The sequence below is a fragment of the Pseudomonas sp. AB39(2026) genome, assembly GCF_059831485.1.
On the sequence record NZ_CP195212.1, the window covers coordinates 635,824 to 661,635 of the forward strand.

Sequence of the window (25,812 nt, forward strand, 5' to 3'; positions counted from 1 at the left end):
CCCGCACTCGGGTTTACTAGTTGTAAATGAGCATTCCGAGCTGGCTTTTGACACAGCATGGCCAAGCGCAGCCACCTTCCGTACAAAGCCTAGACCAGGGGTGAAGATAGATATGAAGCAATGGGTCACGGCCAGCGTCGGCCTCGGGTGTTCAGTGCTGGGGTGCCTGCCACTGGCGGCAGCGGAACTGGATGGCACCCAGTTTGGCCTGGAACTGAAGGCCACGGCGCAATCGGAGGGTGACCGTGACCTGGGTACGGCGGCCCACGGTGACATCAATGGCCTGGGCCTGGATGTACGCCCCTGGGCCTATGCCCAGCGCGGTGCCTGGAGCGCTTATGCCATGGGGCAAGCCGTTACGGCCACGGATATCGTGGAAACCGACACGCTTCAGCAGGACACCAGCGCCCAGGCCCAGGCCAGCAACAGCGACCGTGAGCCCAAGAAAAGCTACCTGGCGCTGCGGGAGTTCTGGGTGGGTTACCGAGGGCTTACCCCCTACCCAGGCGAACAGTTGAAGTTTGGCCGCCAGCGCTTGCGCAATGATGATGGTCAGTGGCGCGACACCAATATCGAGGCCCTGGCGTGGACCTTCGACACCACGCTACTGAAGGCCAACCTGGGGACCGCGCAACGCTTCAGCGATTACCGCACCGACCTGAACGCGCTGTCGCCCACCGACAAGGACCGCCTCCACCTGTTTGCCGATGCCTCGTGGCAGTGGAACCCCGGCCAATGGATAGGGGTGAGGGCGCACCATACCCGCGACAATGGCCGCTTGGACTACCCACAGGTGGGCCAGGCCCAGGATCCGCTGGACAAGACCGAAAATGGCGACCTTAGTTGGTTTGGCATCGAGGCCAGCAGCGGCGCCTACAACGCGCGCCGCAACACCAACACGTGGAATTACTGGGCCAGCCTGACAGGCTTGGAAGGTAACAGGGACAAGGCCAACCGCCTGGACAGAAACGGCAACCTGCCAGCTCAGGCCTCTACCCACGATGATGTAAACGGTTGGGCCACTGACCTGGGCCTGCGTTTGCGCCTGGACCCTAGCTGGCAAGTGGGCGGTGCCTACGCACGTGCCAGTGGCGACTACGAGCAGAATGGCCTGCAAAGCAACCGCTCCACCTTTACCGGTATCGACTCCCGGGTACATCGCTTCGGCGAGGCCTTCCGAGGCGATGCCACCAACCTTCAGGCCGCCACGCTGTTCGGCTCCCTGACCGTGCAGGAAGACTACGACGCCAGCCTGATCTACCACCGCTTCTGGCGGGTGGACGGGGACAAAGGGATCACCAGCCGCGGTGTGGCGGCCTATGACAACCAGTATGACGACGCAGGCGACCTGATATCGGCCAGCAGCCTGCCGTTACGTGATGGTGAAAAAGACTTGGGCCAGGAAGTGGACCTGGTGGTCACCCGCTATTTCAAGCAGGGGCTGCTGCCTGCCTCGTTGAGCCAGTCCATCGATGAGCCTTCAGCCTTGGTACGCCTGCGTGGCGGCGTATTCAAGCCGGGCGATGCCTATGGCAGCCAGGTGGACAGCTATATGCATCGGGCGTTTGTGGATGTGATCTGGCGGTATTGATTATTCATACCGCCTGCAGCACAGCCGAAGGTAACCTTAGGTCACCTCAGCGTCTAAAGCTCAGCTTTAGACGCAAGGCTTTATCGGCATGTGGAAGACAGCCCCTGTACCCCTCCATACAGCAGCGCTGTAGCCATGAGGGAAGCTGGGGCACTGGCCTGTAATACGACTAGTTGAAACTGCAATTTCCAGCCACCACCCAGCAGGGCGGCTGGATACGAGCATAGCCGACGTACTTCGCGCGTTCTTCTTCGCAGCGTGGAGAATGCACCCGAACAGCGGCTTAATGATTACCCAAATGAGCCATGTGCATTCGCTGCTGAGTAATGCCTAAGCAATTGAGCCATAGGTAGCTCACCCCGCTTCCAGAGCAACGGCAACACGCTGATCTTGCCTAAAAAGGTTCTCTCGTCTACGGGTTCAGGCCGGCTCGATAGTAAATGTACCTTCAGCCTTGTGTGGCTGCATCGCTACAGATCTATATACGCGATGTCGCGAATTCAAAGTCAAGGGAAGTGACAACGCTGATGGAACCTCATTTCGTTCCAGAGCCACCTACTCTGTAAATTTCTAATCAATGTCGGAATTTCTTTGATTAAGGAGAGCTACCATAAATATCAATCGACCTACCCATCATATGCCTATGTTGGCCCCTGAAAATATTGAGGCCGTCAAAGCGTACCATTCGCCTTCTGCCACGCCGCCTGATTCAGGGGATCTAGTCCATCCAGCCCCAGGAGATACGACGCCCGGCTCGAACAGGCTAACGCCCGCTGGGCGACAATTGGCAGGCTACCTGCGGGGGCGCGCTTCATTGAACAAGGCACTGCATGGCCTTGAATTGGATACTGTTAAGGCTGGTCAGTCTTCCCTCGCCATAACGAGGTCAAAGTTAAAGCCTGCGAATGCGCTCTCTGATGACGGTAATTTAAACGTAGTTGAGTATGCTGCTCATGAATCAGCGAAGGCCCTGGGTAAACAGCTGTTTGCTGCACTGGCAGAACCTGATCCTAGCAAAGGCGCGCGATTGAAAGCCTTGCTTCCCTTTGAAGAAATTCGAGATATCTCCAAAGGCAATAACGACCGCTATTTTACAATGGGTCGTAGCATTATCATGGCAGCCTGCGCCTATTACGCAAAGTCAGGCGTTTGCGATGACTTTACGCGGGCAGGTATGGAAGCTCATGGCCCACAGCTGAGGGATGGTCAAACGGTCGCGGTGATGGAGTCGGATCACCCATACCCGCACGCATGGATGCACGTGCACAATAGCGCCCCAGAACAGGAAGATGTCGTTTGGGATGGTTGGAACAAGGGGCCGGCAGTGCTGGCTGAGGACTCCGGCCGTTCGTCGGGGGAAATTATGCCTACGCCCGAAGGCACCGTGCTCGATCAATCGGACGCCGAAGTGATGGCCAGAGGTGTGGAGAAGTTACTGAATGCGTTACGCCAAGATACTCCTATCACTCAAATGTTCCAACAGATGCATGCTTTCAAGCTCGCCCAGCTCAAAGCATTCATCGGGCATCCGGAAGGGGGGATTGAGAAGCTGCTAGGCGTATCTCCACCCATGCAAACGACGAGCGAACAATTCGCCACTACCGTTCGCGAAAGCGACACGAGGCTAGGGGGTTTGAAGCAGGCTCAACTCATGAACGAGATCAGGTCGAGTGGGGTAGGCCGGGCAATAGGGCTGAACGTACGCTCAGCTACTCAAAAGGAAAATATCGCCGACATCGACACAGCGATGCATGACATGGTGAGCGCCAGCCTTTTGAAATGAACGGTATAGCAGACAGGTATGTAGCGGTACGCCTGGCCAGCCTTTTTTAACGCACCACCCGGCCAGGTTCTTAGAGATTGCACCTTGTCTTGTTAGTCAGACCCGGTAGCCAACAAGCGATGACCGCTTGGGCAAGTGGCAACTGGGCAAAGTCCCGGCGTGTTCACAAGCCGGGACTTTATTCCCGCTCAGGCGTATGGGCTGGCCGCCACAACCATCAGCCTGCAGCGCGGTCAGCCATAGGCGCTTCCTGAGGAGGCTGCATGCCCGCGGCACGCCAGCGCACGTCCGTTATGCCGAATTTCTCGGCCATAGGTTTGGACGTGCGTTTGATCTTGTCGTGACGGTGGCGTGGGATATGCCCCACGCCTGCATCACAACTTGCCCAATGCCAGGCTTCGGCGTTGTCCATGCGGTCGAGGCGGATTACAAAGTTTTTGGCTACACCGTGCAGGCAGTAGTCGATGACGAAAAGCGTAGGGCTAGGCATGTGCAATCGATCCCGTTAATCATTACCGACATAACGGAGCATTCAAAGGCGCGCAAAATTCCATCGGATTTACTAAACGGTGTTTGCCGCTCCGATATACGGCCTTATCAGCCCAGCACATGGCTGCGTACCAGCAGCGCAACCGCCGCTAACAGGCCCACTAGGGCAAAGGCCCGTTGCAGTACCACACCGCCCAGGTAGGGGGCGAGCAAGCGGCCTATCACCAGCCCTGTGGCAGCGCCTCCGGCGAAGGGTATCGCAACCTGCACATTAGCCAGCCCGGCAACAAGGTTTGCGCCACCTGTGACGAGCGCCACCAGGGCAATGACGGCCAGGGACGTGGCTACCAGGCTGTTCATCTGAAGGTCGGTGTAGCGCTTGAGGGCGGGGACGATAACAAAACCTCCGCCTACCCCTAACAAGCCGGACAGCAGCCCTGCCAGCGCACCCGTACTGGCCAGCGCCTTGGCGCAAGAGGGTGTCCAGTGCAGGCGACCGCTGCTGGCATCCAGCCGGCAAGGGCAGGGTGACTGGAACCTGGGGACGGTGCCCGCGCCGCGCCACAACCGGACACTCACCCAAGCCTGTACAGCAGCAAAGCACACCGCCAGAGGTACAGCCGGTAGCCTGTGGCTGAGCCATACACCCAAGGGCGCGGTCACGATGCCGCACGCGCCGATCAGCCCGGCGGCCCGGTAGCGCACGATACCTTGACGCAGCCCTAGAAGGGCACCGATGGCCGAGGACAAGCCGATGGCAAGCAAGGCAATGGGCGCGGCACTGGGAATACTCAGCCCCAGCCCTAGCACTAACAGGGGTAAGGCCAGTACGCCGCCCCCTGCGCCAGTCAACCCCAGCATCAGGCCCGCAGCAGCGCCCAACACCCCACTCAAAGGCGTTAGCAGATCCGGGTTCACTGCGGGCCCTTAAGTTGATTCAACGGGATACGCAGGTAGTGCACACCCTGGGCATCGGCGGGCGGCAGCTGGCCTGCGCGCAGGTTGACCTGCACCGCCGGCAGCATTAACGCCGGCATCGTCAATTGGCGATCGCGTGCCCGGCGCCGGCTCACGAACTGCGCCTCGGTCACGCCCGTATGCACCTGAACATTGTTGGCGCGCTGCTCCGCCACCGTGGTGTGCCATACCAGCTCACGACCGCCAGGCCGGTAGTCATGGCACAGCAGCAGGTGCGTCTTTTCGGGCAGGCACAGCAGGCGCTGGATGGACTGATAGAGGGCCTGGGCATCGCCGCCGGGAAAATCGCACCGGGCTGTGCCATGGTCCGGGCTGAACAGGGTGTCGCCTACAAATACTGCCGGGGCGTCCGGGGCCGCGACCAGGTAGCTCACACAGCCCGCGGTATGCCCTGGCGTGGCGATCACCTGCACCGGTATCGCCCCTACGGTGAAAGCTTCGCCGTCGGTGAACAGATGGTCGAAGGCCTCGCCGTTCGGCTCACCAAACCACGGGCTGAAGGTTGCCTGCATGGCTGTGATGGACGCACCGATGCCTATCTGCCCACCCACTGCCTGCTTGAGGTAGGTGGCCGCAGACAAATGGTCGGCGTGGACATGGGTTTCCAGTACCCATTCCACCCGCGCATTCAGTTCGTGCACACGGGCGATCATCTGGTCCGCGCTGTGGGTAGAGGTGGTGGCCGTAGGGGCATCGTAGTCAAGCACTGCATCTATTAGCGCACATGCTGAGGTGGTCGGATCGAATAACAGGTAACTCAAGGTTGAGGTAGCCGGGTCGAAGAAGGGTTCGACACGGTAGATAGCGGTGCTCAGGTTATTCATTACAACACTCCGGCGCTGCTGAAAGGCGTTAGCAGACGCCTGGGGCTGTCAAGATCCGTGCCAGGACATCACACGATGTTGAACCCTCGCAATCCCTCGCTTATCACCAAAACGTGCCCAGCGGCACTGCCATTGGGTGGCAGTCGGTGGCAGTGTTTGGCAGGCAGTGGCAGTATATCCGCTCACTTTGGTACACCCGGAGCCCCTGTTGGCCACTTTCGACCCCCTTGCCTTGGGCGCCTATCTTGAGCATGACTCGCAGCCTGCGATTGTGCTGGCCCCGGACTATCGTATTGTCGCCGCCAATAGCGCCTACCGCCGGCAATTCGGTGAGCGAGGCATGGCACCGCTCGGCCAAACTTGCCATCAGGTGTCCCATGGCTACAGCGTGCCCTGCGACCGCGCCGGTGAACACTGCCCCATGCGCAAGGCGCGGGACACTGGCCTGCCCGAGCGTGTCCTCCACGTTCACCATACCCCCCGCGGGCCAGAGCATGTGGACGTGGAGCTACGCCCTTTGCTAGGCCCGCAGGGCGAGGTACTGGGGTATGTAGAGCGCCTGCGCTCCTTGGCCGTAGCCTCCGCTCAACCCAGCGGCCAAGGGTTGGTGGGGCGGGCACCCAGCTTTCAGCAGGCACTGGCTGACCTTGAGCGGGCAGCCCCTTCGCAGATACCTGTATTGCTGCAAGGCGAATCAGGCACCGGCAAAGAGCTGTTTGCCCGCGCCCTGCATGCGGCCAGCCCCAGGGCCCACGGCCCGCTGGTGGTGGTCGACTGCACCGGTTTGAGCGAAACCTTGTTTGAAAGCGAGCTGTTTGGCCATGAAAAGGGCGCATTTACCGGCGCCAACCAGCGTAAGGCAGGGCTGGCGGAATCTGCCCATGGGGGCACGCTGTTCCTGGATGAAATTGCCGAGGTGCCTTTGGCTACCCAAGCCAAGCTGCTGCGGCTGATCGAATCAGGCAGTTTTCGGCCGGTAGGCGGCGTGCGCACCCTTCATTCGGACTTTCGCCTGGTAGCCGCCACCCACAGGCCGCTGGGCGAGATGGTCAATGCAGGCACCTTCAGGCAGGACCTCTATTATCGGATCAATGCCTTCACCTTACGGCTGCCAGCACTGCGAGAGCGGGTAGAAGACCTGCCGCTGCTGATTGAAAGCCTGTTGCGCCGCGGTGCCCACGCTGAGCATTGGCAGGTAGCGCCAGACGCCATGGCCTGGCTGTGCGCTTACCCCTACCCAGGCAATATCCGCGAACTGCGCAATGTACTAGAACGTGCGCAGTTGCTGGCCAGTGATGGGGTGATACGCCGACGTGACCTGCCCACCGACTCCACGGCGCTCCCGGCCCCGGCACAGCACAACGATCAAGAGGCGCTACGCCTGGCCTTGGCCAGCTTCAACGGCTCGCGCAAGGCACTGGCTGCTCATGTAGGGCTGAGTGAGCGAACCTTATACCGACGGTTGAAACACATGGGCCTGTAAAGGCCGGGTCAGAACTCCACCGGTGTGTTCAGCAGCAGCACGCCGTCCCGCGAGGTCACCAGCCCGCTGGCCACCAGCAGCGGCACCAAGCGCTCGTGCAGCCCAGGCTCAACAAATCCCTGAACCGCATTGACGTCCAGCTCACCGGTGGGGGGCAATTCGTTCTTGGTGTAGGACAGCCAGGCTTTCTTGAGTGCCAATAACACATCACTCGCGCTGGTTGACGCAAAGCGACGGTGTACTTGAACGCCCCCAAAAACGAACGTATGTGGCTGGGTATAGCCGGCATCGAAGCCGCCGCTGTCCTTGCAACGAATGCAAGTGCAAGCGCCTTCTCCAAAGGCATTGCGCAGGTACGCGTTGAAATCAGCCACGGGTTTGAGCGACAAGCGCTTGTCTACGTCAAACAGGTCGGCAGTAGGGGTTTCGAGCGCAGCCAAGGGGCCTCCGGAGGGTCGTGTTCAAAGGCTGCTATCTTAGCAGAATGCGGGGCTTGAAGGGTCGGCTTGGCGTACGAGAGGGGGGTACCTGTGCACTGTGGCGGCGCCCATTCATCTATGATGGCGCACAGCAAAGGAATTTGTGGAGCAGGCGAGGTTCAAACGTGCACTACAAAACGTCTTCGAGTTGCTCTATGACTGCCTTGCAAAACCTTGCCCGCTCGAGCGCCCAGCTTGTATCTGTCACCACACCGGCCCGGGACCTTTATCAGGCGCTGATGTACCGGCCCGGCGCGGACACCCTTGGCGCTGCCTGGGAGTACCTTCATGAGCGGCTGGAAGAAGCCGCTCAGGTACCCGGCGGGATGCCAGAGCAGGTAGACCAGCTGGAGCAGTGGGTGGCGCGGAACGCCGCTGAGGTGGCAGAGCAGTACGCAGCGTACCTACAGGGCCGCCACGAAGGCGCGCCTCGTCGGTTCTTCAGCAATCGGTCCCATGCATTGTTCTTTCTGCGCTCGGTGGCTCCCACCAAGCTGGTCGATGGTGCGTGGTTGTATGGCACGCTAGCGCACTGGGCAGACGGTCGTTACCACGGGTTGATCCGTACCTACCTGGAAGAACTGGGGGACGGTGAGCCGGCCCAGAACCACGTGGTGTTGTACCGCAAGCTGATCGCAGACCTTGAATGCGAGCCGCAGGGCGACCTGGAAGACAGCTATTACGTTCAGGGGGCCATCCAGCTGGCACTGGGTGCGTTGGGAAAGGACCTGCTTCCAGAAATCATCGGCTTCAATCTGGGCTATGAGCAACTGCCCCTGCACCTGCTGATCACCTCGTTCGAGCTTAATGAGCTGGGCATCGACCCTTACTACTTCACGCTTCATGTGACCATCGACAATGCCAGCACTGGCCATGCCCAGAAAGCCGCGCAAAGCGTATACGAGCTGTTGCCGGTCATGGACCGTGAACGCTTTATGCAAAGGGTACGGGCTGGCTACCAGCTTAATGAACTGGGTAGCGGCACGGCGTCTACCATTGCGGCGTTTGACCTTGAAGAAGAACTGGTGGCAATGCTTGAGCGCAAGCAAGCCTTCGCCCAGCACATGCACTCCGACTACTGCAAGATTGAAGGCCGTACTGTGAACCAGTGGCTGGCAGAGCCAGACGGTATTCGGGCCTTCCTAGGCGCGCTGGAGCGTAAAGGCTGGATCAAGCGTAAGGCAGACCCGGCCGAAAGCCGGTTCTGGCAGCTGATCGAAGGGCCAGGCGCTGCGATGTTTGGCGTATTCAGCGGCTATGAAAAGCAATTGATTGCAGACTGGATTGCCGATGGCTACACGCCTGAAACCGCGCAGCGGCGAGGTGCCGATAACCCCTTCCGGCTCAAGTTCCGGCAACACCCTTTGGCCACGTCACTGGCCCAGGCCGGCGGGCCAAGTGTAGAAGAACGGGCCGAGGTACAAGCTGCACTGGCACAGGCAGGCCCAACGCCGAGGCTCGAACGTTTGCTGCCGTTCCTTGCGCCGCAGCACCACGCCACGCCGGCAGGCCTTTATGCAACGCGACTGTTCGTGCGGGAAATGGCGGGTGAGTCGGGGATTACGCGATGACCGTGGCTGAAACTTTCCAGACGCTACCCGGAGCGCGCTTGGATTCGGCCTTGGCCGCGCTCGGCGCCCACCTGGCCAAGCACCGCTATCACTTCATTACGCCCACGCCGTTGACCCATCAGCGCAACCTTGACCGCCTGCCAGGTACTGCGCATGACTTGCGCGGTGCCTTTGGCTGGAACCGCCCTTTCAAGGCGGACCTGTTGCCGCCTGGATTGCTGAAAGCCTTGGTCGAAGAAGGCGCCCTTGTAGAGGATGCATCTAGCGTCTACCGCAGCCAATGGCGCTGCTCCAGCCTGGGGGGCAATCGGCTGTTCCACTCCGGCTATCCGACCGATGCCCCCGACGCCGTCTTCTTTGGCCCAGACACCTACCGGTTCGCCCGCGCCATTGAAGCACACCTTTCGAGCAGCACACAGAAGCCTCGCCGCGCGGTAGACATTGGTTGTGGTAGCGGTGCAGGGGCCTTAGTCATAGCCAAAGCCTGCCCCCAGGCCCAGGTGTGGGGCACGGACATCAACCCCAAAGCATTGCGGATTACCGCCCTTAATGCCGCCCTGGCCGGTGCAACCAACCTTCAGGCTGTCGAGAGCAACGTGCTGCGTGAAGTGGAGGGGATGTTTGACCTGATTACTGCCAACCCACCCTACATGCAGGACCCAAAAGGCCGTGCCTATCGGGACGGCGGAACCGGGCTGGGTAGCGCATTATCATTGAGGATACTGGCTGAAGCTGTTCCACGGCTGTCGGGCGGGGGCACGCTGCTGCTTTACACCGGCGTCGCTATCGTAGATGGCGAGGATCCTTTCCTGGCCGGGGCCCGTGAGGTGCTTCAGGGTTTCAACGGTAAATGGCAATACGAAGAACTAGACCCGGACGTGTTTGGCGAAGATTTGGAGCTGGAAGGCTACGCCACGGCTGAACGCATCGCGGTGGTCCTGCTCACCGTCAACGCCGCCTGAATGGCGAAGGAGGAGGGTTCACGGCACGCACACCGCGAAACGTCCGGCACACCCTCCGTCATACGCCTTACACTTACCGCCCTGCTCTTAATCGTACTGCCTCGCACATGCCTGTCCGTTCTTCCTTCTACCGTCGCATCATCGGCGCTGTAAGCGCTTTCTGGCCCTCCCGCCAACCCATTAGCCTGCGTGAAAAATGCCGAGCCAGCCTGGGCGCAACCTTGGGCACACTGGTGGTGGCGCTACTGGCGGCGGCCTGGGTTGAGGGCCTGCTGGCTCACCAGCACAGCCTATTATCCTTGGCGCTGGTGGCCCCGCTGGGTGCCAGCGCGGTGCTGGTGTTTGCCGTACCGTCCAGCCCTTTAGCACAACCTTGGTCAGTGGTGGGCGGCAATACCTTGTCGGCCCTAGTAGGCATCGCCTGTTTCAAGTGCATACCCGATGCCTCACTGGCCGCTGGGTTGGCGGTAGGGTTAGCCATGGGTGTGATGTTTGCCTTTCGCTGCTTGCATCCCCCCGGCGGTGCGTCAGCCCTGTTGATGGTATTGATGGGCTGCGACCGTTTTTCCTTTGCAATAAGCCCAGTGCTATTGGACTCCCTGCTGCTAATGGGCAGCGGGTTGCTCTACAACAACTTAATGGGGCGTTCATGGCCCCATGTGCCTCGCCCAGCTCCTATCAGCGAGGCCACACGCTTGCATCGTGCCGACCTGGATGCCGTGCTGGCTCGGCATAACGAGCTGCTGGATATCAGCACCGATGACCTGCAAACCTTGCTTGAGCAGGTCGAGTCCATGACCTACCAGCGTACCTTGGGCCATGTGCGGTGCGCCGATGTCATGACGGCTACGCCCTTGACCGCGCGGGTGGACATGACGTTGGCTGAGGCCTGGGCGGTAGTACGCAAGCATCGCATCAAGGCGCTTCCCGTGGTGGATAGCCGCCAGCACGTGCTTGGGATCGTGACCGTGGCTGATTTCATGCGCCAGATCGACCTGGAGGTGCATGAAGGCTTGGGCCAGCGCCTGCGTGCGCTGGTTCGTCCTCAGCCCGTGCAGGTCAGGCAGGTGGGCCAGATCATGACACGCACCGTACGGGTCGCCAGCTACGATCGCTTGCTGATCGACCTAGTACCTGTGTTCTCTGAGAACGGCCACCGGCACATTCCTATCATCGACGAATCGCAGCGCCTGGTTGGGATCATTACCCAATCCGACCTGGTGCGTGCGCTGTACACGGCGGTTCGCGCTTGAGCCAGTGCTGTCAGTGGCTGCATACAGGTGCCTAGAGCCGCAGGCTTTCCGGCCCTGTGACCAATGCCTGGATGCGGGTGCCGGTCGCTTGCTCCTCATTGCTGAAGCCGTCGTAGTTAGCCAGCGAGCCGAACCGCAGGCCGGTCAAAGTTTCCAGGCTGGCCACACTGCACCGGTACGTGCGCACGGGGCCGAATACCAGGTCCAGGTCCTCTAACTCACGGCGTTGGTCGATGAGGTAGGCACTGGCCGATGGCGTGCCGTCGTCGCCCAGGTACGCCACCACCTTCCAGAACGCCTGAGGGATTTTCACACCCCGGTACACCCGGTCGCTGTCCCTCAGCACGGGGCCCGAAAACACGGAGGCTCGCGCCTTCCAGCGCTGGGTGTTGTCCAGGATGTAGTCTTCCAGTTCAAGCCATGTTTTCTGATTGAACGCGCTCATTTGTGGCGAGCAATTGGTGAAGTGGAAGGTATCCCGGTTGGCGACCTGGGCGTCATCGCCCCAGTTTGGGTCCTGTCGGCGCACCAAGTGGCCGCGGTCCAGGCCATTGCCCGCGTACAGTTCATCACCGGCCTGGGCACTCACGGGCAAGCGGCCATCGTAGGCCCAGGTATCCTGCGTTCGCGGCACCTCCACATGAGCATTGCCATCGATGTTAACCCCCACGCACAACGCAATGCGGCGGGTGCTCATGGTGACCGAAAAATGCGTGTAGTCCAGGCGCGTTTCGCCGTTGTCTAGCCCATATACCGTGGTGGCCAGTGCCTCGCTGACCGTCGGCCAAGGCACTTGGAAGCCACCTAGAAATCCTTCGTTGTAGCCCGTTCGCCCCTGCAGGCCTGAGGCCGGTGTGATTACAGGTGTGGCACGGGCACCTGGCAACGTGGTGAGCGCGGCCTGACTGCGCAGCGGGCGAAGGTCAGCCAGGCGAGGGCGGTAATCGAGCAGGGTAGGCGGTGAGCGGTCGGCCACGAGCACGTTCCTTTTGAGCGGGGCGATGGACTACTCCAGCATAGGTGTATTACAGCCTGATGGCATCGTCTGGGAGGCGTGGCTGCAAGCAGGTAATATGGCCGCTTGACCATCGATACTAGGGTGCCCTTTGAACACCATTGCCTACATGACCGGCTGCCTGATGCTCACGGCGGCCGCCTTGGTTCAGGCCGACGACACCCTGCGGTGCAACAGCGCCCTGATTTCCGTGCATGACGGCATGGCTGAAGTACTGCGCAAATGCGGCGAGCCGGCAAGCCGTGCGGCGACTGGCGCCGTCCGTATCAAGGCAGGCTACGGCAGGTGGGTAGAGCTGCCCACCGAACTCTGGACCTATGGCCCCGACTCAGGGATGTACCATTACCTGAAATTCGAAGGCGATGAACTGGTGAGCATTACGGGCGACCGCGGTTGACCCGGCTGTCGCTACGCTGGGCGTTCCAACCGCTGGCAGCTACAGTGTAGCTAACCCCGCCTGCCGCCTGAGAACCTCTATGCGCCTGATCCCTTTGCTTGCACTGCTGGTTTCGACCGCCACCCTGGCCGATGCACCGCCAGGCATGACGGAGCGGGTACGCGGAACGCTAACGGCCTTCGATGCTCACCATGTGGAAATGACCACCACCACAGGCCAGCCTTTGAATATCGCGCTGACGCCAAAAACCGCATGGCGCAGCGTAGCCATTGCCTCACCCAAGGACATTGCCCCGGACAGCTACATAGGCACGGCGGCGGTGGTACAGCCGGACGGTACGCTCAAGGCATTGGAAGTCCATGTATTCGCCCCCGCCCTACGTGGGAGCGGGGCCGGCCATCGGCCTTGGGAGGGGGCAGATGGCAACAAGGCGACCATGACCAACGGCACGGTGGGCACGCTGAAAGCAGCCGATGGTCAGCGCCTGACGGTGAGCTACCCGGAAGGCGAGAAAACCGTGGTGGTGCCAGACGGGGTACCCATCGTCCGTATTGACCCTGCCGACGCCACAGCGCTGAAGGCAGGCGCTCATATTATCGTCACCGCTGCACCCGATGACCAAGGCAGTGCAGTGGCCCAATCGGTGATGGTGGGCAAGGATGGGCTGGTGCCGCCCATGTAGCACTGCGGGTAGTTCGAATACCTGGGCCCATTCTTTACTTGAACAACGACCCGCCATGCCCCTAAGGTCAAAGCCCTCCGTAGCCTCAAGTGACATGCACCTGATGATAGATTTTCATAACGTCACCGCCTACCAGCAGCAGACCCGAGTGCTGGAGGGCTTTTCCCTGCACATTGGCGCTGGGGAAAAGGTGGCCATTCTCGGCCCCAATGGCGCTGGCAAGAGCACTTTGCTCAAACTGATTACCCGCGAGCTGTATCCGCTGGACCGGGAAGGTAGCCACCTGAAACTGTTCGGCAAGCAGCACGTGAACCTCTGGGAGCACCGCAGCAAGCTGGGCTTCGTGTCCCAGGACCTGCAAGACGATTACACCCCGCAAACCCTTGCCCTGGACGTTGTCACGTCGGGTTTCTTTGGTGCCATCGGCGCCCACGGGCACTTGCAGCCCACTGAGGCGCAGCGTAGCGAAGCGCTGGCGCTGCTGGGCCAGGTGGAAATGACAGGGCATGAGCACACCATGTTCCAACGCTTGTCTACCGGCCAACGCCGTCGTTTGCTGCTGGCCCGAGCCCTGGTGCATCAGCCCAAGGCGCTGATTCTCGACGAGCCTGCCAATGGCCTGGACATGGGCGCTAGCCTGGCCATGCTCAACCTGCTGCGGCGGTTCTGCGGGCCGGAGCACGCCATGATTATCACCACCCACCACCTGGATGAAATCATTCCAGAGATCGAGCGGGTGGTGCTGCTGGATAAGGGGCGTATCGTGGCAGACGGCAACAAGGCGGAGGTGCTGACCAGCGAGCGGTTGTCTGACCTGTACCAGATCGAGCTACGGGTGAGCCAGCAGGACGGTTGGTATCGCTGCTGGCACGCCTGAAACCTGTGTTGGACCTGGCGAAGCCAGGGAACAAGCTGAAGCCTTACCTAACGACAGCTACCGATCCAGGTCAGTGGCCGTATGCCGTTCTGCTTGTTGCTCGCGCTCGTCACCCCACAGGCGGTTCACACGCCGCCCGCGCTTGACCGCCGGGCGTTCGGCGATCTCGTTGGCCCAACGCACCACATGGGTGTACTCGTGCACCGCAAGGAACTCAGCCGCCGAATACAGGTTGCCGCGCACCAGTTCGCCGTACCAGGGCCACACGGCAATGTCGGCAATGGTGTAGGTGTCACCGGCCAGGTAGGGCCGCTCAGCCAGGCAGCGGTTTAACACATCCAGCTGACGCTTGGCTTCCATGGTGAAACGGTCAATGGGGTATTGCAGTTTTTCTGGCGCGTAGGCGTAGAAGTGGCCAAACCCGCCGCCCAGGTAGGGCGCGGCGCCCATCTGCCAGAACAACCAGTTCAGCGTCTCGGCCCGGCTGGCGGTGTCCGTGGGCAAAAAGGCCCCGAATTTCTCTGCCAGGTGCAACAGGATGGAACCGGACTCGAACAGGCGAATGGGCGTGTCGCCGCTGTAGTCCATCAGAGCTGGAATCTTGGAGTTGGGGTTCACGTCCACAAAACCGCTGGAAAACTGATCACCCTCGGAAATGCGGATCGGCCAGGCGTCGTATTCCGCGCCGGTGTGGCCCGAAGCCAGCAATTCCTCAAACAGCACCGAGACCTTTACACCGTTGGGCGTGGCCAGGGAGTAGAGCTGAAACGGGTGCTGGCCTTTGGGCAAAACCTTGTCATGGGTAGGGCCGGCAACCGGGCGATTGATACTGGCAAAGTGGCCACCGGACGGGGCCTCAGGGGTCCAGACCTTGGGTGGGACGTAGGCGCTGTCGCTCATGCAATCATCTCCGGCAATAGGTGAACGGTGAGGGTTTAGGCCGCGCTACCGGCCCGTTCGTTCTACGCCCGTTGCGCCCAGGCGAGAATTTCACAAAAGGTACACCCTTGGGTAGCGGCCTGTGAGGCGCCGCCAGGTGTGAGGACTCACCGCCTGTACTGATGTTTTTTTTCCGCGTCGTTTCACCGCTTCGTATTGTGCCGCGCTACGCTACACCTCACACTCGGGTCTTCGCAAAGGAGCCAGCATGACTCTCGAACGTCGGCACAATGTCCTGGTGGAGGGCGAAGGGCCTGTAACCCTTGTTTTTTCCCATGGCTTTGGCTGCGACCAGAGCATGTGGCGCCAACTGGCCCCCTTATTTACGGGCCGCTGCCGCGTGGTCACCTACGACCTGATGGGGGCGGGTGGCTCAGACCTCTGCGCCTACGACCCGGCACGCTACAGCACCCTGGGCGGCTACGCCGCGGACCTTAACGCACTGATCGCCCAGTACGGGCGTGGCCCGGTCGTCACGGTAGGGCATTCGGTCAGCGCCATGATCGGTGTACTGGCAGACCGTGCAGCCCCTGGCCAGATTGCCGGGCATATCATGGTCGGTCCCTCACCCTGTTACCTCAATGAAGGCGACTATCAGGGGGGCTTCGACATGACTGACATTGAAGCGCTGTTCGAGACCCTTGACAGCAACTACCTGGGTTGGTCCCGCAGCATGGCGCCAGTGATCATGGGTGCACCCGGCCAACCGGCCCTGAGCGAAGAGCTGACCGATGCCTTTTGCCGCACCGACCCTGACATTGCCAAGCAGTTTGCCCGGGTGACGTTCCTGTCCGATAACCGCGCTGACGTGCAAGGGCTGGCAACACCTACGTTGATCCTGCAATCAGCCGAAGACATCATTGCCCCGCCGCCGGTGGGGGACTACCTCCACCGCGTAATGCCTAACAGTACGTTGTGCCTGATCGACAATGTGGGCCATTGCCCTCACCTGAGTGCTGCACCGGCCTGTGCACAGGCCATGGATACCTTCCTGCGCGCGAGGTCTTTCCTGTAAATGGCCGTGCTTGCTGAACACATCACCGAAGACGTGCTGTTCGAGTCAGCCGCGTGTGGGCTGATACTCACCCGTGACAACGGTGAAGTGGTACGTGCCAATGAGACCTTCTGCACCTGGCTGGGTTATGACGAACCGGCGCTGCTCGGCCGCCGCTTTCAAGACCTGCTGACGGTGGGTGGCAAAATGTTTCACCAGACCCACTGGCTACCCCTGATGCGCATGCAAGGCTCGGCCCGTGAGGTGAAGCTGGAAATGCTGACACGCCATGGAAGCCGAGTGGTGGTGCTGCTCAACGGTGTGCGCCGCGAGACCGAAGGTGAGTACTTCCACCACTTGGCCCTGTTCGAACTGGCTGACCGCGACCGGTACGAGCGTGAAATACTTCACGCCCGCAAACTGGCCGAAGACGCCTTACAGGCCAAAACGGCGGTGGAAGCGGCCCTGCGCGATGCACAAAGCGAGTTGCAGGCAGCCTATGAGCGGGCTCAGGACCGCGCCGAATTCGCCGAGCACATGGTCGCCATCGCCAGCCATGACCTGAAGACCCCGCTCAGCGCCATCCTTATGGCTGGCGACTTGCTGAGGCGTTCGCCGGGGCAGGCGCGGCGGCATGCGCTGGCACAGCTCATTACCCAAGCAGCGGGGCGAGCAGACCGGCTGATCCGGGATTTTCTAGACTTTACCCTCATCCGTGTAGGCAAAGGCATTCGCCTGACCGTTGAAAGCAACGACCTGCACCAGGTAGTGGCCGGTTCCCTGGACGAGCTGCGGGTGGCCTTCCCTGGCGCTCGGTTTGAACACGTTACCCACGGCACTGCTACCAGCCTGTTCGACAGTGACCGCATACGGCAACTGGTCGGTAACTTGGTGGCCAACAGCGTGGCCTACGGGATACCTGAAGGCCTTATTACAGTGCGTACGGCTGTTACAAACACTGACCTGCGCCTCTCGGTCCACAACTGGGGCGCCCCTATCCCCGAAGCCCTGCATGGGTCCCTGTTCGAGGCCATGTCCCGTGGCGTCAAAGGTGGCGATGCACGCAGCGTAGGGCTGGGCTTGTTCATCGTGCGCGAAATCGTCAGGGCTCACGAGGGCGACATCCAGATGGCGTCTACCCTTGACGCAGGCACAACGTTTCTGGCCCGCTGGCCAGCGAAGCGAGACGCTTAAGTCGGTGGCCCTGCCCCTGGCTATCGCTTGGTCCTTTTGCAAGGAATCCCTGCCATGAAATGTGTGATAGCCCCTGACGCCTTCAAAGACAGCCTGGGCGCCGCTGAGGTGGCGCAAGCCATTGCGGACGGCATACGGGATGTGTTTCCTGAGGCCCACTGTGTGCTGTGCCCCATGGCCGATGGCGGGGAGGGAACATTGTCGGCAGTGCTGGCAGCGGCAGGCGGCGAGCAACGGCAATGCCTGGTGACAGGCCCTCTGGGGCAACCCTTGACGGCCAGGTGGGGGTGGCTGGCGGCGACCCGTACCGCACTTATCGAGCTGGCCGAGGCCAGCGGCTTGCAGCAGGTGCCCCGGCAGCAGCGGGACGCCTGTGCCAGCACCACGCGCGGCACGGGCGAGCTCATCAAGCGGGCGCTGGACGACGGCGCTACCCACGTGGTGTTAACGGTGGGCGGCAGTGCAACCAATGATGGGGGCCGTGGCCTGCTGGAAGCCTTGGGCGCCCGGTTCCTGGATGCTCAGGGCAACCCTTTGCCACACGGGGGGCTGGCCTTACAGAATTTGGCACAGATTGACCTGAGCGGTTGGGACAAGCGCCTGGCAGGGGTAAGGTTCGAGGTCGCCGCAGATGTAGACAACCCCCTGTGCGGCCCCCACGGTGCCACCTATACCTTCGGCGCGCAAAAGGGGGCCAGCCCGGCTCAGCAAGCAGGCCTGGAACAGGCCCTGAGCCACTATGCCGACCTCACGGCGGCCACGCTTGGCTCAGAGCTGCGCCATACACCCGGTGCAGGCGCCGCCGGAGGCACTGGCTTCGCCGCCATGGCGTACTTGGGCGCAAGCATTCGGCCCGGTGTAGAGGTAGTGGCCGCGCTCACACGCCTGGCCGAGCACCTTCAGGGTGCTCACCTGGTGATCACGGGCGAAGGCTGCTTCGATGCGCAAACCCTCAGGGGCAAGACACCGCTTGGCGTGGCGCGGTTGGCCTCACAACACGGCATCCCGGTGCTGGTGCTGGCGGGTACCCTGGGCAGCGGGTATACCGACCTTTATGAACAGGGCATCACGGCGGCGTTTTCTTTGGTGTCCGGCCCGATGACCCTGGAAGACGCCTGCCGGGACACCGCCAGGCTGTTACGTGAGCGGGCTGGGGATATGGCCCGTATGCTGAGGCTTGGCACGGCAATGGCGTCGAACGGCGGTACAGGCAAGGCATAGGCCAATGATCGGGCTAGGGCGCTGCCGGTCTTGCGTAGCGGGTTCCCGGCCCTTACCCTAGCGCCCACTCGCCTGCGGTGCTAGCCGATAGCCACCACCTGGCCCGCAACCTGCCCACGAAGCCTAACCTGTGAACCCCGCCCGATGACGCCGCGTGCTCACTTTACCGAGGGGCCCATCCGTACCCATATGGTGCGTATGTGCACCACCACGGCCTTGAGCCTGCTGGCCCTGTTTGCCGTGGACATACTCACGCTCGCCTACGTGGCGCAGCTGCACGACCCTGTGGCACTGGCGGCAGTGGGCATCGGTAAAACCCTCATCTTTATCAACAGCAGCCTGGTCTCTGGCCTCGTGGTGGCCTGCGGTGCGCTCATGTCAGCTCGGGTTGGGCGTCATAGGGCCGCCAGCCACGCCAGGCTGGCTACCCATATGCTGATCATGACGGTGTCATTGTCGACCGGGGTAGCAGTGGTCGAACTGGCATTGGCTCGGCCCGCAGCGCTCTGGTTGGGTGCCGACCCGGCCGTGTTGCAGGCCGGGCGCCTGTTTGTCGGGCTGGCGGTGCCCGCCACGGTCTTCAATAGCGTGATGCAACTGTGTGCGCAGCTGTTACGGGCGCACGGCCATAGCCGCCTGGGCATGGGCGTGGTGCTGACGGGCGCCTTGGTCCTGGCCATTGCCGACCCTGTGTTGATCTTCGGGTTGGGCCTGGGGCTGGACGGCGCGGCCATGACCTACGCGCTGGCAGCCGTAGTAGCCTGCGGGGCAGGGGTGTACGGGGTGGCCACGCGTATCGGCCTGTCATTCAGCGTCCGGCCCAGGCTGTTGATGCTCCATACCCGCCGGGTAGTAGGCCTGGGGCTGCCTGCCATGCTGGGTAACCTGGCGACCCCACTGTCGATCACTTACTTGCTGATGACACTGGCTACCTTCGGTGCCCCGGCGCTAGCAGCCATGGCCGTGATCGATCGCTTGCTGCAGTTCAGCTACTGCTTGTATTTCGCACTACCCAATGCCCTGTCCCCGGTGCTAGCCCAAAACCTTGCGGCGCGCCGAGACGACAGGGCCGCAAGGGCCATCGCCTTTACACGCCGGCTGGTGATCCTCTATGGTTTGGCCGTCTGGGCGGGGCTGGCCGTGGCGGCCCCCTTGTTGAATCACCTATTCGAGCTGCCGCCGGACGCACAGCAACTGCTCAACGCCTTCTGCCGGGCGGGTGCGGGGTTATGGATTGGCGTTGGCCTGGATTTCATCGCGCTGTCCATGTTCCTCACCATGGGGCGACCGTGGTGGGTGGCGGCTTTTGCATGGCTCAGGAGCACCTTGGGAACGCTGCCCTCTGTGTACGTGGGCAGCCAGTACTACGGCAGCAAGGGCGCCTTGCTAGGGATGTGGGTGGGCAACGCACTGGTCGCTACCGTTGCCATTACCACAGCCCACTTTATGGCCAAGGCCTTTTTTGCGCGTCGCGCTTTATCCGCTTCAAGCCTCTGATGGAGTCATATGGCAACGAAGGACCTTAACAGCGCAACCGAGCCCACCGCGGCACCTAAGCGACGCCGAGCGCCCAAGGGAGAAATGCGCCGGGCTGCCTTGCTGGATGCCGCCACCCAGGTGTTTGCCCGGGACGGCTACCTGGCGGCGTCCATGCGGGATGTGGCCGAAATAGCCGGCATCACCACCGTGGGCCTGCTGCATCATTTTCCGAACAAGACCGCCCTGCTGCAGGCCTTTTTGGAGCGGCGGTCCAAGCGGGTGGTGGAGCGCCTGGCCGACATGGTCAACCAGCCAACGTTGGACGGTTATCTGCGTTTTCTACGCATGGCCATGGCCATGAGTGTCGAAGATGAGCAGGAATGTCGCGCCTCGGTCATGCTCAATACCGAAAGCCTGCCGCAGGGGCATCCCGCCTGGCAGTGGTACAGAGACAGTTTCAAGGCAACGCACCAGCATGCCCAGGCACACTTGGCGTCTTTGGTCGCGCAAGGGGAGATTCGCGAAGGCGTAGAGGTAAAAGCCCTGGTGCAGGAAATTTTTTCCGTAATGGACGGGTTACAGATCCAATGGCTCAAGGGTCCGAAAGAGGTAAAGGTAATGGCCGTGTTCGACCATTACCTTCAGCGGTTGGAGCGTGACCTGCGCCCTGTGAGCGGTTGAACAGCGCTGGCAGAGTCAGGCCAGTAGGCAACGCGCGCACCTGTGGGCGTTCGCGAAGCGGACGAACCGGACGGCCGCTACTCCGTGGCAACTTGTTCCCGGCCTCCGCCTTCGGCTACGACCGGTCCTACAGCAGGTAGCGCAGTGCACGCCCTTGTGCAGCACTATCAGTAGGTCTGTGAAGCACTCACCTGTACGGCCTTGCGCAGTGGCACCGGCAGGGGGTTACTGTCCCGCGTGGTCAACTGTTCGGGGTACAGGGTAACCAAGGTACGTACCAGCGCCAGGTTCTCGGAGTCCGTACCCACGCGGATCTTGAACTTGCCGGCGTCCACGTTCCAGCTGTCGGTGCTGTCCACGTAGTACGCCAGGGACCGCGAGTCCACCGGGATGCTGACCGTCTTGCTCTCACCAGGCTGCAGGTACACCTTGGTAAAGCCTTTCAACTCTTTCTCAGGGCGATCAACAGCAGGGGTCACCGGCTGCACATACAGCTGGGCCGTTTCAAAGCCAGCCTTGTCGCCGCTGTTAGTGATAGTGAACTTCACGTCGATGGTGGCGCCAGGCGTCAACACGTTGGTAGACAGCTTCAGGTCGCTGTAGTCGAACGTGGTGTACGACAAGCCATAGCCGAACGGGTACAGCGGCTTGGCGTGCTTCTTGTCGTAACCCCGGTAGCCCAGGTACAACCCTTCGCTGTAGGTCATCTCGGTTTGCGCGTTATCGCCACGGTACAGGGTGGGGGCCGAATAGGAGGCGTAGCTGGGGTTGTCCTCGATCTTCTTGTCGATGGTCATTGGCAGCTTGCCCGACGGGTTCACCTTGCCGAACAGAATTTCCGCCAAGGCCTGCCCACCTTGCTGGCCAGGGTACCAGGCGTGCAATGAAGCACCGACCTTGTTCGCCCACGGCTGCATGTTCAGCGTGCCGCCACTGTGCATCACAACCACCGTATTGGGGTTGGCCTTGGTGGCGTAGGTGATCAGGTCCGACTGATACTCGGGCAGGTCAAAACCGTGGTCGATGGACTCACCTTCGTATTCGGCCGTGTTACCGACCGCGATCACCACAGCGTCATAGCTGGCCAGGTCCGCCGGCGGGCGCAGCGACGCCCAGCTCATCTGCACGCCGGTCAGGCCACCGAGCACGGGCATGTAGTCGCCACGGGTGCGACGGTATTCCAGCTTGACCGTGTACTCCTTGCCTGCAGTGAGCTTCGAGGTCTTGCCGGAGTGGGCTACGGTGTCCAGCAGGTCCCACGACAGCGGCACACCATCGCTTTCCGATACCAGCTCATCGTTCACCCACAACTTGTATGGGCCGTCTGCGCGCACCTTGAAGACCTGCTCGCCACTGACGGTGGGTTTGATCTTGGAGGTGAAACGGGCGGAGAACGCCCCCGCAGTGGGGCTGAAGCCGGACACGGCGGTGGTGCCTGCGTTGGTCACGTTCGTGCTAGTCGCCCAGTCTAGGTTGATGCCCGGCTCTACGCGGGTCAGCACGGGGTCACCGGCCAGCTCGGTATTGCCGAAGTATTCGGCTTTCACACCGCTGTTGCTGATGCCATTCTTGCCCGTTGCTGGCTGGTACCACACCGACGCCTTGGGGTTGAGGCTCATCTGCGACAGGTAGGTCACGTTCGAGCTACTAGAGGCCAGTTGCTGTAAGCCACTGAGCTCAGTGACGTAGGTGTTGGGCGGCGAACTGGGCGTGCCGAAGGGCGACGCCGGTGCTTGCAGGGCCAGGTCCCCGATAACAGCGATTTTCGCGGTACGCGCCAGCGGCAGCAGAGGTTTGGCACCGTCGGTCTTTTCGTTGCGCAGCAGCACGATGGCTTCGCGAGCCACGTTCAGCGAGGCCTGCTGGCCGTATTCGGTGTGCGTCAGGGTTTGCGCGGCGTTCAGCTTGGTATCGAAGCCGTAGCTGACCATGCCACGCAGGTTGCGCTTGACCTTGTCATCGATCACGTTCTGGGTCAGCTGGCCGCTCCACAGGTACGGCAACAGCTTGGCTTCGGTAAATTGCAGCCCTGAGGGCATATCAATGTCGGTGCCCGCCCACGCGCCCTTGAAGGCGTCCGTGATGGAGTTGAAGTCGCTGATCACGAAGCCCTGGAAGCCCCATTCACCTTTGAGCACATCCGTGATCAGGTGATGGTTCTCGCACGCGAAGTCACCATTGATCTTGTTATAGCCACACATGATGGACGCCACATTGGCGTTTTTGACCAGGGATTCGAAGCCGGGCATGTACAGTTCGCGCAACGTGCGTTCGTCCACCTTTACATCCAGGTAGTGACGGTTGGCTTCTTGCTCGTTGGCGAGGAAATGCTTGCCGCCGGCCTGAATGCCTTGGGCCTGGATGCCGTTTGCGATAGCGGGAGCCAGTGCTGCGCCCAGGAAGGGGTCTTCGCCGCTCACATATTCCGCAGCACGGCCGCCGAAGGGGGTGCGGAACAGGTTAAGGCCTGGGGACAGCATCTGCTGACCGCCCGCAATGCGCGTTTCATAACCGATGGCCAAGCCGAACTCCTTGGCTCGGTTGAGGCTCCAGGTTGCCGACAGCGCCGTTTGCGAGGGGTACTGCGCACCGAACGTAGCATTGTTCACATGCACACCCATGGACGAGTCGTAGGCTACGGTGCCGCCCATGCCCCATTTAGTCAGCTTGGGGATCATATGGCCGTCGTCGACACGGGTGAAGTTGATTTTCTCGGCCGTGTTCATGTTGTCCAGCACCGCGCTGACGCGGGCTTCCACATCGTTACCGGTCTTGGGGGTGACAGCGGTGGCCCCATGGGCCTGCGCTACGCTGAGCGCCAACAGGCTCAAACCAAGGGTCTGTTTGAAGGTGTGCAAAGGTAACGTCCTTTTAAGTGAGGCCGGGAGTGGCTGGGGCAGGGTGGTCATGGTTGTTGGGCCTGGGCAGGGGCATCGTCGGTGACGATCGGCGCGTCCAGCACGGTGGCAGGCCCGGCCTTGCTGGCAGGTGCAACCTTGCTGACACCAGACGCCTGATCACGCTTTGCTTCCACGGCTTCGCGCACGGCCTGGCCTGAAGTGGCCGCTACATCAGTAGCAGCGCCCGCGGCCAGCACAGTAAGACTTTGCGCGCACAACAGTGCCGCGCTTAAAACAGACAGCAAGGGTCTGGTCATCGATAAGTTCTCGATTGATAGGGGGTAAGTATTCGAAGTAGACAGGAGCGGCTGCCTTGAAGTTATAGCTGCGCCGATGCCTGAGTCCGATGATGACAGTGAAAGTTCAGCGGCTGCAAAAGTTATTAAAAGCGGGCAGGGTAGATTTCCAGAAAAATCCTCTCAAACCTCGATAGCTAGGCCTTACCCCAACCTCAAAAAAAGATTAAATAGGCGCGTATTTTAACTCTAGAGGAAAAAATTTCCGTCCAGTGCAGTGGAGCTGACTTTTTTAACCTTTTTAAGGCAGATCTTTAGAATTAAAAACCAAGCACTAAACCTAGTTGAAATTAGGTTTAGCGGTCTGTTATCCTCCTCAAGCTTATTGCTCCCACACTGTTATAGAGAAGGCCTCGGCGCTGTTGGAACAATCAAACTATGTTTTTTGACGTCATGGATAGTTTGAGGGTATTTATGTTTAAAACCGGTTTTAGAACTTTATAAGCATGCTGATTCCGACGGTCTGTGTTTACCTTGGCCGCGAGCGCCAGGTAACAGCGGCCAGTGCAGCCATGATCCCGCAGGTGACCCAGAACACCGCCCGCATGCCGTAATGGCCGCCCACAAAGCCGCCGGCCAGCGGCCCCAGTACCTGCCCCACGTACTGGCACGAGGTGGAGTAGCCTAGTACCCGGCCCGCGACCTGGTCAGGCACGGCGTGGCGAATAAGGCTGGCAATACAGGGCAGCAACCCGCCCAGTGCCAGGCCCATGGCAAAGCGCAGGGCCACCAGCTGCCAGCCCTGGGTGACCAGGGCCTGGGGAATGAGCAGTAGTGCCGCAGCGGCAAGGCAGCCGCTGAGTACGTGCCAAGGGCCTATGCGGTCAGCCAGGCGCCCCAGCCATGAGGTGGACAGCAGGCTCCCCAAAGCGCCGGCAGACATAGCCAGGCCCGCCATCCAGGTGACCTGGCTCACCTGCAGTTGCTGGAAATACACCGTGATGATGGGCTCGATCGACAGGGTGGCGAACATCAGCGCCGCTGCCGTGGCCAGCAGCGTGACCACCTGGTGGTTGAGCACCACCGGTGGCGTGGAGGCCTGTCTTGCGGCGGCTCGCTGCGCGGGTGATTCCTTGAGCAGAAACGCCGTGGCCAGAAAGGCCACGAAAATGGCAGCACCACAGAAGAAAAAGGTGTTGCGAATGCCGATCAGCGGGGGCAGGGCGCCGCCCAGCAACGGGCCGGCCAGGTTACCCGCCATGATGCCGGACGACAGCACGCCGAGTGCCCAACCGGATCGAGCCTTGGGCGCCTGGGTGGCTACAAGGATGGTAGACCCGGACGCGTAGCCACCGAGTACGCCTGCTAACAGGCGTAGCAAGACCAGTTGCCAGGCGGTCTGCGCTAGGCCGATCAATGCCATGGCCACAGCCATGCCGAGGCTGGCTCGGATCAGCATCAGTTTGCGCCCGTAACGGTCGCCCAAGCGGCCCCAGAGCGGGGCGGTGAAGGCAGCAGAAAAGAAGGTGGCTGCGTAGGCGGCGCCCGACCATTGGACGATAGCGGCAGGGTCTTGAATGCCCAGATGCTCTACGTACAGGGGTAGAAAAGGCAGCAGCAGGGTCATGGCCACAAGGGTGGTAAACGAGCCGAATACGCACACCCACAGGTTGCGTTGCCAGTAGGGGTCCATAGGCCATCACCCGTTGAGAGGAATTGAGCTACGGTAATCTTTGGCTAAGAATAAATAAAATTCATCTCTAGCATGAGCGGCATTCCAAACA

Annotated in this window: 23 protein-coding genes; 14 read left to right on the plus strand and 9 right to left on the minus strand. The window is 61.1% G+C overall.

Features of this window, described 5'->3' with window-relative positions; genetic code table 11:
- Positions 1-112 precede the first annotated feature (112 nt).
- Both ACSAMW_RS02785 and ACSAMW_RS02790 read left to right on the plus strand, forming a co-directional pair.
- The gene (locus ACSAMW_RS02785) at positions 113-1,591 is read left to right on the plus strand and encodes an alginate export family protein (protein ID WP_500592562.1); all 1,479 of its coding nucleotides are present in this window, start codon (positions 113-115) and stop codon (positions 1,589-1,591) included.
- An 814-nt stretch (positions 1,592-2,405) separates the two neighbouring features.
- Positions 2,406-3,374, plus strand: a complete 969-nt coding sequence (locus ACSAMW_RS02790) for a hypothetical protein (RefSeq protein ID WP_500592563.1) — start codon at positions 2,406-2,408, stop codon at positions 3,372-3,374.
- A 217-nt stretch (positions 3,375-3,591) separates the two neighbouring features.
- Here ACSAMW_RS02790 and ACSAMW_RS02795 read toward each other — a convergent pair whose 3' ends face one another.
- The 3 genes from ACSAMW_RS02795 to ACSAMW_RS02805 form a co-directional block, all read right to left on the minus strand.
- A complete protein-coding gene (locus tag ACSAMW_RS02795; protein ID WP_168081371.1) occupies positions 3,592-3,864 on the minus strand; it encodes a DUF6555 family protein in 273 nt (90 codons plus the stop codon).
- A 107-nt stretch (positions 3,865-3,971) separates the two neighbouring features.
- Entirely contained in the window at positions 3,972-4,781 is an 810-nt protein-coding gene (locus tag ACSAMW_RS02800) for a sulfite exporter TauE/SafE family protein (protein WP_500592564.1), read from the minus strand.
- The gene (locus ACSAMW_RS02805) at positions 4,778-5,665 is read right to left on the minus strand and encodes an MBL fold metallo-hydrolase (protein ID WP_500592565.1); all 888 of its coding nucleotides are present in this window, start codon (positions 5,663-5,665) and stop codon (positions 4,778-4,780) included. The genes ACSAMW_RS02800 and ACSAMW_RS02805 overlap by 4 nt, the downstream gene beginning before the upstream one ends.
- Positions 5,666-5,870: 205 nt before the next feature.
- Here ACSAMW_RS02805 and ACSAMW_RS02810 point away from each other — a divergent pair, with 205 nt between their 5' ends.
- Positions 5,871-7,148 carry a sigma-54 interaction domain-containing protein gene (locus ACSAMW_RS02810; protein WP_500593951.1) on the plus strand — a complete coding sequence of 426 codons (1,278 nt, stop codon included), beginning with the start codon at positions 5,871-5,873 and terminating at the stop codon, positions 7,146-7,148.
- Between the two features lie 8 nt (positions 7,149-7,156).
- Here ACSAMW_RS02810 and ACSAMW_RS02815 read toward each other — a convergent pair whose 3' ends face one another.
- Positions 7,157-7,588, minus strand: a complete 432-nt coding sequence (locus tag ACSAMW_RS02815; RefSeq protein ID WP_500592566.1) for a hypothetical protein — start codon at positions 7,586-7,588, stop codon at positions 7,157-7,159.
- A 194-nt stretch (positions 7,589-7,782) separates the two neighbouring features.
- On the opposite strand from ACSAMW_RS02815, the gene ACSAMW_RS02820 reads away from it, so the two are divergent.
- The 3 genes from ACSAMW_RS02820 to ACSAMW_RS02830 all read left to right on the plus strand — a co-directional run bounded on the left by ACSAMW_RS02820 (position 7,783) and on the right by ACSAMW_RS02830 (position 11,413).
- A complete protein-coding gene (locus ACSAMW_RS02820; protein WP_500592567.1) occupies positions 7,783-9,198 on the plus strand; it encodes an iron-containing redox enzyme family protein in 1,416 nt (471 codons plus the stop codon).
- A complete protein-coding gene (locus ACSAMW_RS02825; protein ID WP_500592568.1) occupies positions 9,195-10,160 on the plus strand; it encodes a methyltransferase in 966 nt (321 codons plus the stop codon). Before ACSAMW_RS02820 ends, ACSAMW_RS02825 begins: the two co-directional genes overlap by 4 nt.
- A gap of 107 nt (positions 10,161-10,267) precedes the next feature.
- A complete protein-coding gene (locus ACSAMW_RS02830) occupies positions 10,268-11,413 on the plus strand; it encodes an HPP family protein (protein WP_500592569.1) in 1,146 nt (381 codons plus the stop codon).
- A 31-nt stretch (positions 11,414-11,444) separates the two neighbouring features.
- On the opposite strand, the gene ACSAMW_RS02835 is transcribed toward ACSAMW_RS02830, so the two are convergent.
- Positions 11,445-12,389, minus strand: coding sequence for a DNA/RNA non-specific endonuclease (locus ACSAMW_RS02835; RefSeq protein WP_500592570.1), 945 nt, complete (start codon positions 12,387-12,389; stop codon positions 11,445-11,447).
- Between the two features lie 148 nt (positions 12,390-12,537).
- Between ACSAMW_RS02835 and ACSAMW_RS02840 the strand changes: the two genes are divergently transcribed.
- The 3 genes from ACSAMW_RS02840 (at position 12,538) to ACSAMW_RS02850 (ending at position 14,384) form a co-directional block, all read left to right on the plus strand.
- Positions 12,538-12,825, plus strand: a complete 288-nt coding sequence (locus ACSAMW_RS02840; protein ID WP_500593952.1) for a DUF2845 domain-containing protein — start codon at positions 12,538-12,540, stop codon at positions 12,823-12,825.
- A 79-nt stretch (positions 12,826-12,904) separates the two neighbouring features.
- Positions 12,905-13,507 carry a hypothetical protein gene (locus ACSAMW_RS02845; protein WP_500592571.1) on the plus strand — a complete coding sequence of 201 codons (603 nt, stop codon included), beginning with the start codon at positions 12,905-12,907 and terminating at the stop codon, positions 13,505-13,507.
- 103 nt (positions 13,508-13,610) lie between these two features.
- Positions 13,611-14,384, plus strand: a complete 774-nt coding sequence (locus ACSAMW_RS02850) for an ABC transporter ATP-binding protein (protein WP_500593953.1) — start codon at positions 13,611-13,613, stop codon at positions 14,382-14,384.
- Between the two features lie 57 nt (positions 14,385-14,441).
- Here the strand turns inward: ACSAMW_RS02850 and yghU are convergent, their stop codons facing one another.
- On the minus strand, positions 14,442-15,284 hold the full coding sequence (gene yghU, locus ACSAMW_RS02855; protein ID WP_500592572.1) for a glutathione-dependent disulfide-bond oxidoreductase: 843 nt from the start codon (positions 15,282-15,284) through the stop codon (positions 14,442-14,444).
- A gap of 247 nt (positions 15,285-15,531) precedes the next feature.
- Between yghU and ACSAMW_RS02860 the strand changes: the two genes are divergently transcribed.
- The 5 genes from ACSAMW_RS02860 (at position 15,532) to ACSAMW_RS02880 (ending at position 20,892) form a co-directional block, all read left to right on the plus strand.
- On the plus strand, positions 15,532-16,338 hold the full coding sequence (locus ACSAMW_RS02860; protein WP_500592573.1) for an alpha/beta fold hydrolase: 807 nt from the start codon (positions 15,532-15,534) through the stop codon (positions 16,336-16,338).
- Positions 16,339-17,511 (plus strand): PAS domain-containing sensor histidine kinase, encoded by a 1,173-nt coding sequence (locus ACSAMW_RS02865; protein ID WP_500592574.1) that lies wholly within the window; start codon positions 16,339-16,341, stop codon positions 17,509-17,511. It abuts the gene before it with no gap.
- Positions 17,512-17,565: 54 nt separating this feature from the next.
- Positions 17,566-18,732 carry a glycerate kinase gene (locus ACSAMW_RS02870; RefSeq protein ID WP_500592575.1) on the plus strand — a complete coding sequence of 389 codons (1,167 nt, stop codon included), beginning with the start codon at positions 17,566-17,568 and terminating at the stop codon, positions 18,730-18,732.
- A gap of 144 nt (positions 18,733-18,876) precedes the next feature.
- Positions 18,877-20,229 carry an MATE family efflux transporter gene (locus ACSAMW_RS02875; RefSeq protein ID WP_500592576.1) on the plus strand — a complete coding sequence of 451 codons (1,353 nt, stop codon included), beginning with the start codon at positions 18,877-18,879 and terminating at the stop codon, positions 20,227-20,229.
- Between the two features lie 9 nt (positions 20,230-20,238).
- Positions 20,239-20,892 carry a TetR/AcrR family transcriptional regulator gene (locus ACSAMW_RS02880; RefSeq protein ID WP_500592577.1) on the plus strand — a complete coding sequence of 218 codons (654 nt, stop codon included), beginning with the start codon at positions 20,239-20,241 and terminating at the stop codon, positions 20,890-20,892.
- Between the two features lie 167 nt (positions 20,893-21,059).
- On the opposite strand, the gene ACSAMW_RS02885 is transcribed toward ACSAMW_RS02880, so the two are convergent.
- The 3 genes from ACSAMW_RS02885 to ACSAMW_RS02895 form a co-directional block, all read right to left on the minus strand.
- Positions 21,060-23,801, minus strand: a complete 2,742-nt coding sequence (locus ACSAMW_RS02885; RefSeq protein WP_500592578.1) for a beta-glucosidase — start codon at positions 23,799-23,801, stop codon at positions 21,060-21,062.
- The gene (locus ACSAMW_RS02890) at positions 23,798-24,037 is read right to left on the minus strand and encodes a hypothetical protein (protein ID WP_500593954.1); all 240 of its coding nucleotides are present in this window, start codon (positions 24,035-24,037) and stop codon (positions 23,798-23,800) included. Before ACSAMW_RS02890 ends, ACSAMW_RS02885 begins: the two co-directional genes overlap by 4 nt.
- Positions 24,038-24,557: 520 nt before the next feature.
- Entirely contained in the window at positions 24,558-25,721 is a 1,164-nt protein-coding gene (locus ACSAMW_RS02895) for an MFS transporter (protein WP_500592579.1), read from the minus strand.
- Positions 25,722-25,812 lie beyond the last annotated feature (91 nt).

Excerpts from the sequence above, each read along its gene's own strand:
- ACSAMW_RS02785 (WP_500592562.1), top strand. The coding sequence starts at position 113 with ATGAAGCAATGGGTCACGGCCAGCGTCGGCCTCGGGTGTTCAGTGCTG.
- ACSAMW_RS02795 (WP_168081371.1), bottom strand. The coding sequence starts at position 3,864 with ATGCCTAGCCCTACGCTTTTCGTCATCGACTACTGCCTGCACGGTGTA.
- ACSAMW_RS02805 (WP_500592565.1), bottom strand. The coding sequence starts at position 5,665 with ATGAATAACCTGAGCACCGCTATCTACCGTGTCGAACCCTTCTTCGAC.
- ACSAMW_RS02820 (WP_500592567.1), top strand. The coding sequence starts at position 7,783 with ATGACTGCCTTGCAAAACCTTGCCCGCTCGAGCGCCCAGCTTGTATCT.
- ACSAMW_RS02825 (WP_500592568.1), top strand. The coding sequence starts at position 9,195 with ATGACCGTGGCTGAAACTTTCCAGACGCTACCCGGAGCGCGCTTGGAT.
- ACSAMW_RS02830 (WP_500592569.1), top strand. The coding sequence starts at position 10,268 with ATGCCTGTCCGTTCTTCCTTCTACCGTCGCATCATCGGCGCTGTAAGC.
- ACSAMW_RS02840 (WP_500593952.1), top strand. The coding sequence starts at position 12,538 with ATGACCGGCTGCCTGATGCTCACGGCGGCCGCCTTGGTTCAGGCCGAC.
- ACSAMW_RS02845 (WP_500592571.1), top strand. The coding sequence starts at position 12,905 with ATGCGCCTGATCCCTTTGCTTGCACTGCTGGTTTCGACCGCCACCCTG.
- ACSAMW_RS02850 (WP_500593953.1), top strand. The coding sequence starts at position 13,611 with ATGATAGATTTTCATAACGTCACCGCCTACCAGCAGCAGACCCGAGTG.
- yghU (WP_500592572.1), bottom strand. The coding sequence starts at position 15,284 with ATGAGCGACAGCGCCTACGTCCCACCCAAGGTCTGGACCCCTGAGGCC.
- ACSAMW_RS02860 (WP_500592573.1), top strand. The coding sequence starts at position 15,532 with ATGACTCTCGAACGTCGGCACAATGTCCTGGTGGAGGGCGAAGGGCCT.
- ACSAMW_RS02865 (WP_500592574.1), top strand. The coding sequence starts at position 16,339 with ATGGCCGTGCTTGCTGAACACATCACCGAAGACGTGCTGTTCGAGTCA.
- ACSAMW_RS02870 (WP_500592575.1), top strand. The coding sequence starts at position 17,566 with ATGAAATGTGTGATAGCCCCTGACGCCTTCAAAGACAGCCTGGGCGCC.
- ACSAMW_RS02875 (WP_500592576.1), top strand. The coding sequence starts at position 18,877 with ATGACGCCGCGTGCTCACTTTACCGAGGGGCCCATCCGTACCCATATG.
- ACSAMW_RS02880 (WP_500592577.1), top strand. The coding sequence starts at position 20,239 with ATGGCAACGAAGGACCTTAACAGCGCAACCGAGCCCACCGCGGCACCT.
- ACSAMW_RS02885 (WP_500592578.1), bottom strand. The coding sequence starts at position 23,801 with ATGACCACCCTGCCCCAGCCACTCCCGGCCTCACTTAAAAGGACGTTA.
- ACSAMW_RS02895 (WP_500592579.1), bottom strand. The coding sequence starts at position 25,721 with ATGGACCCCTACTGGCAACGCAACCTGTGGGTGTGCGTATTCGGCTCG.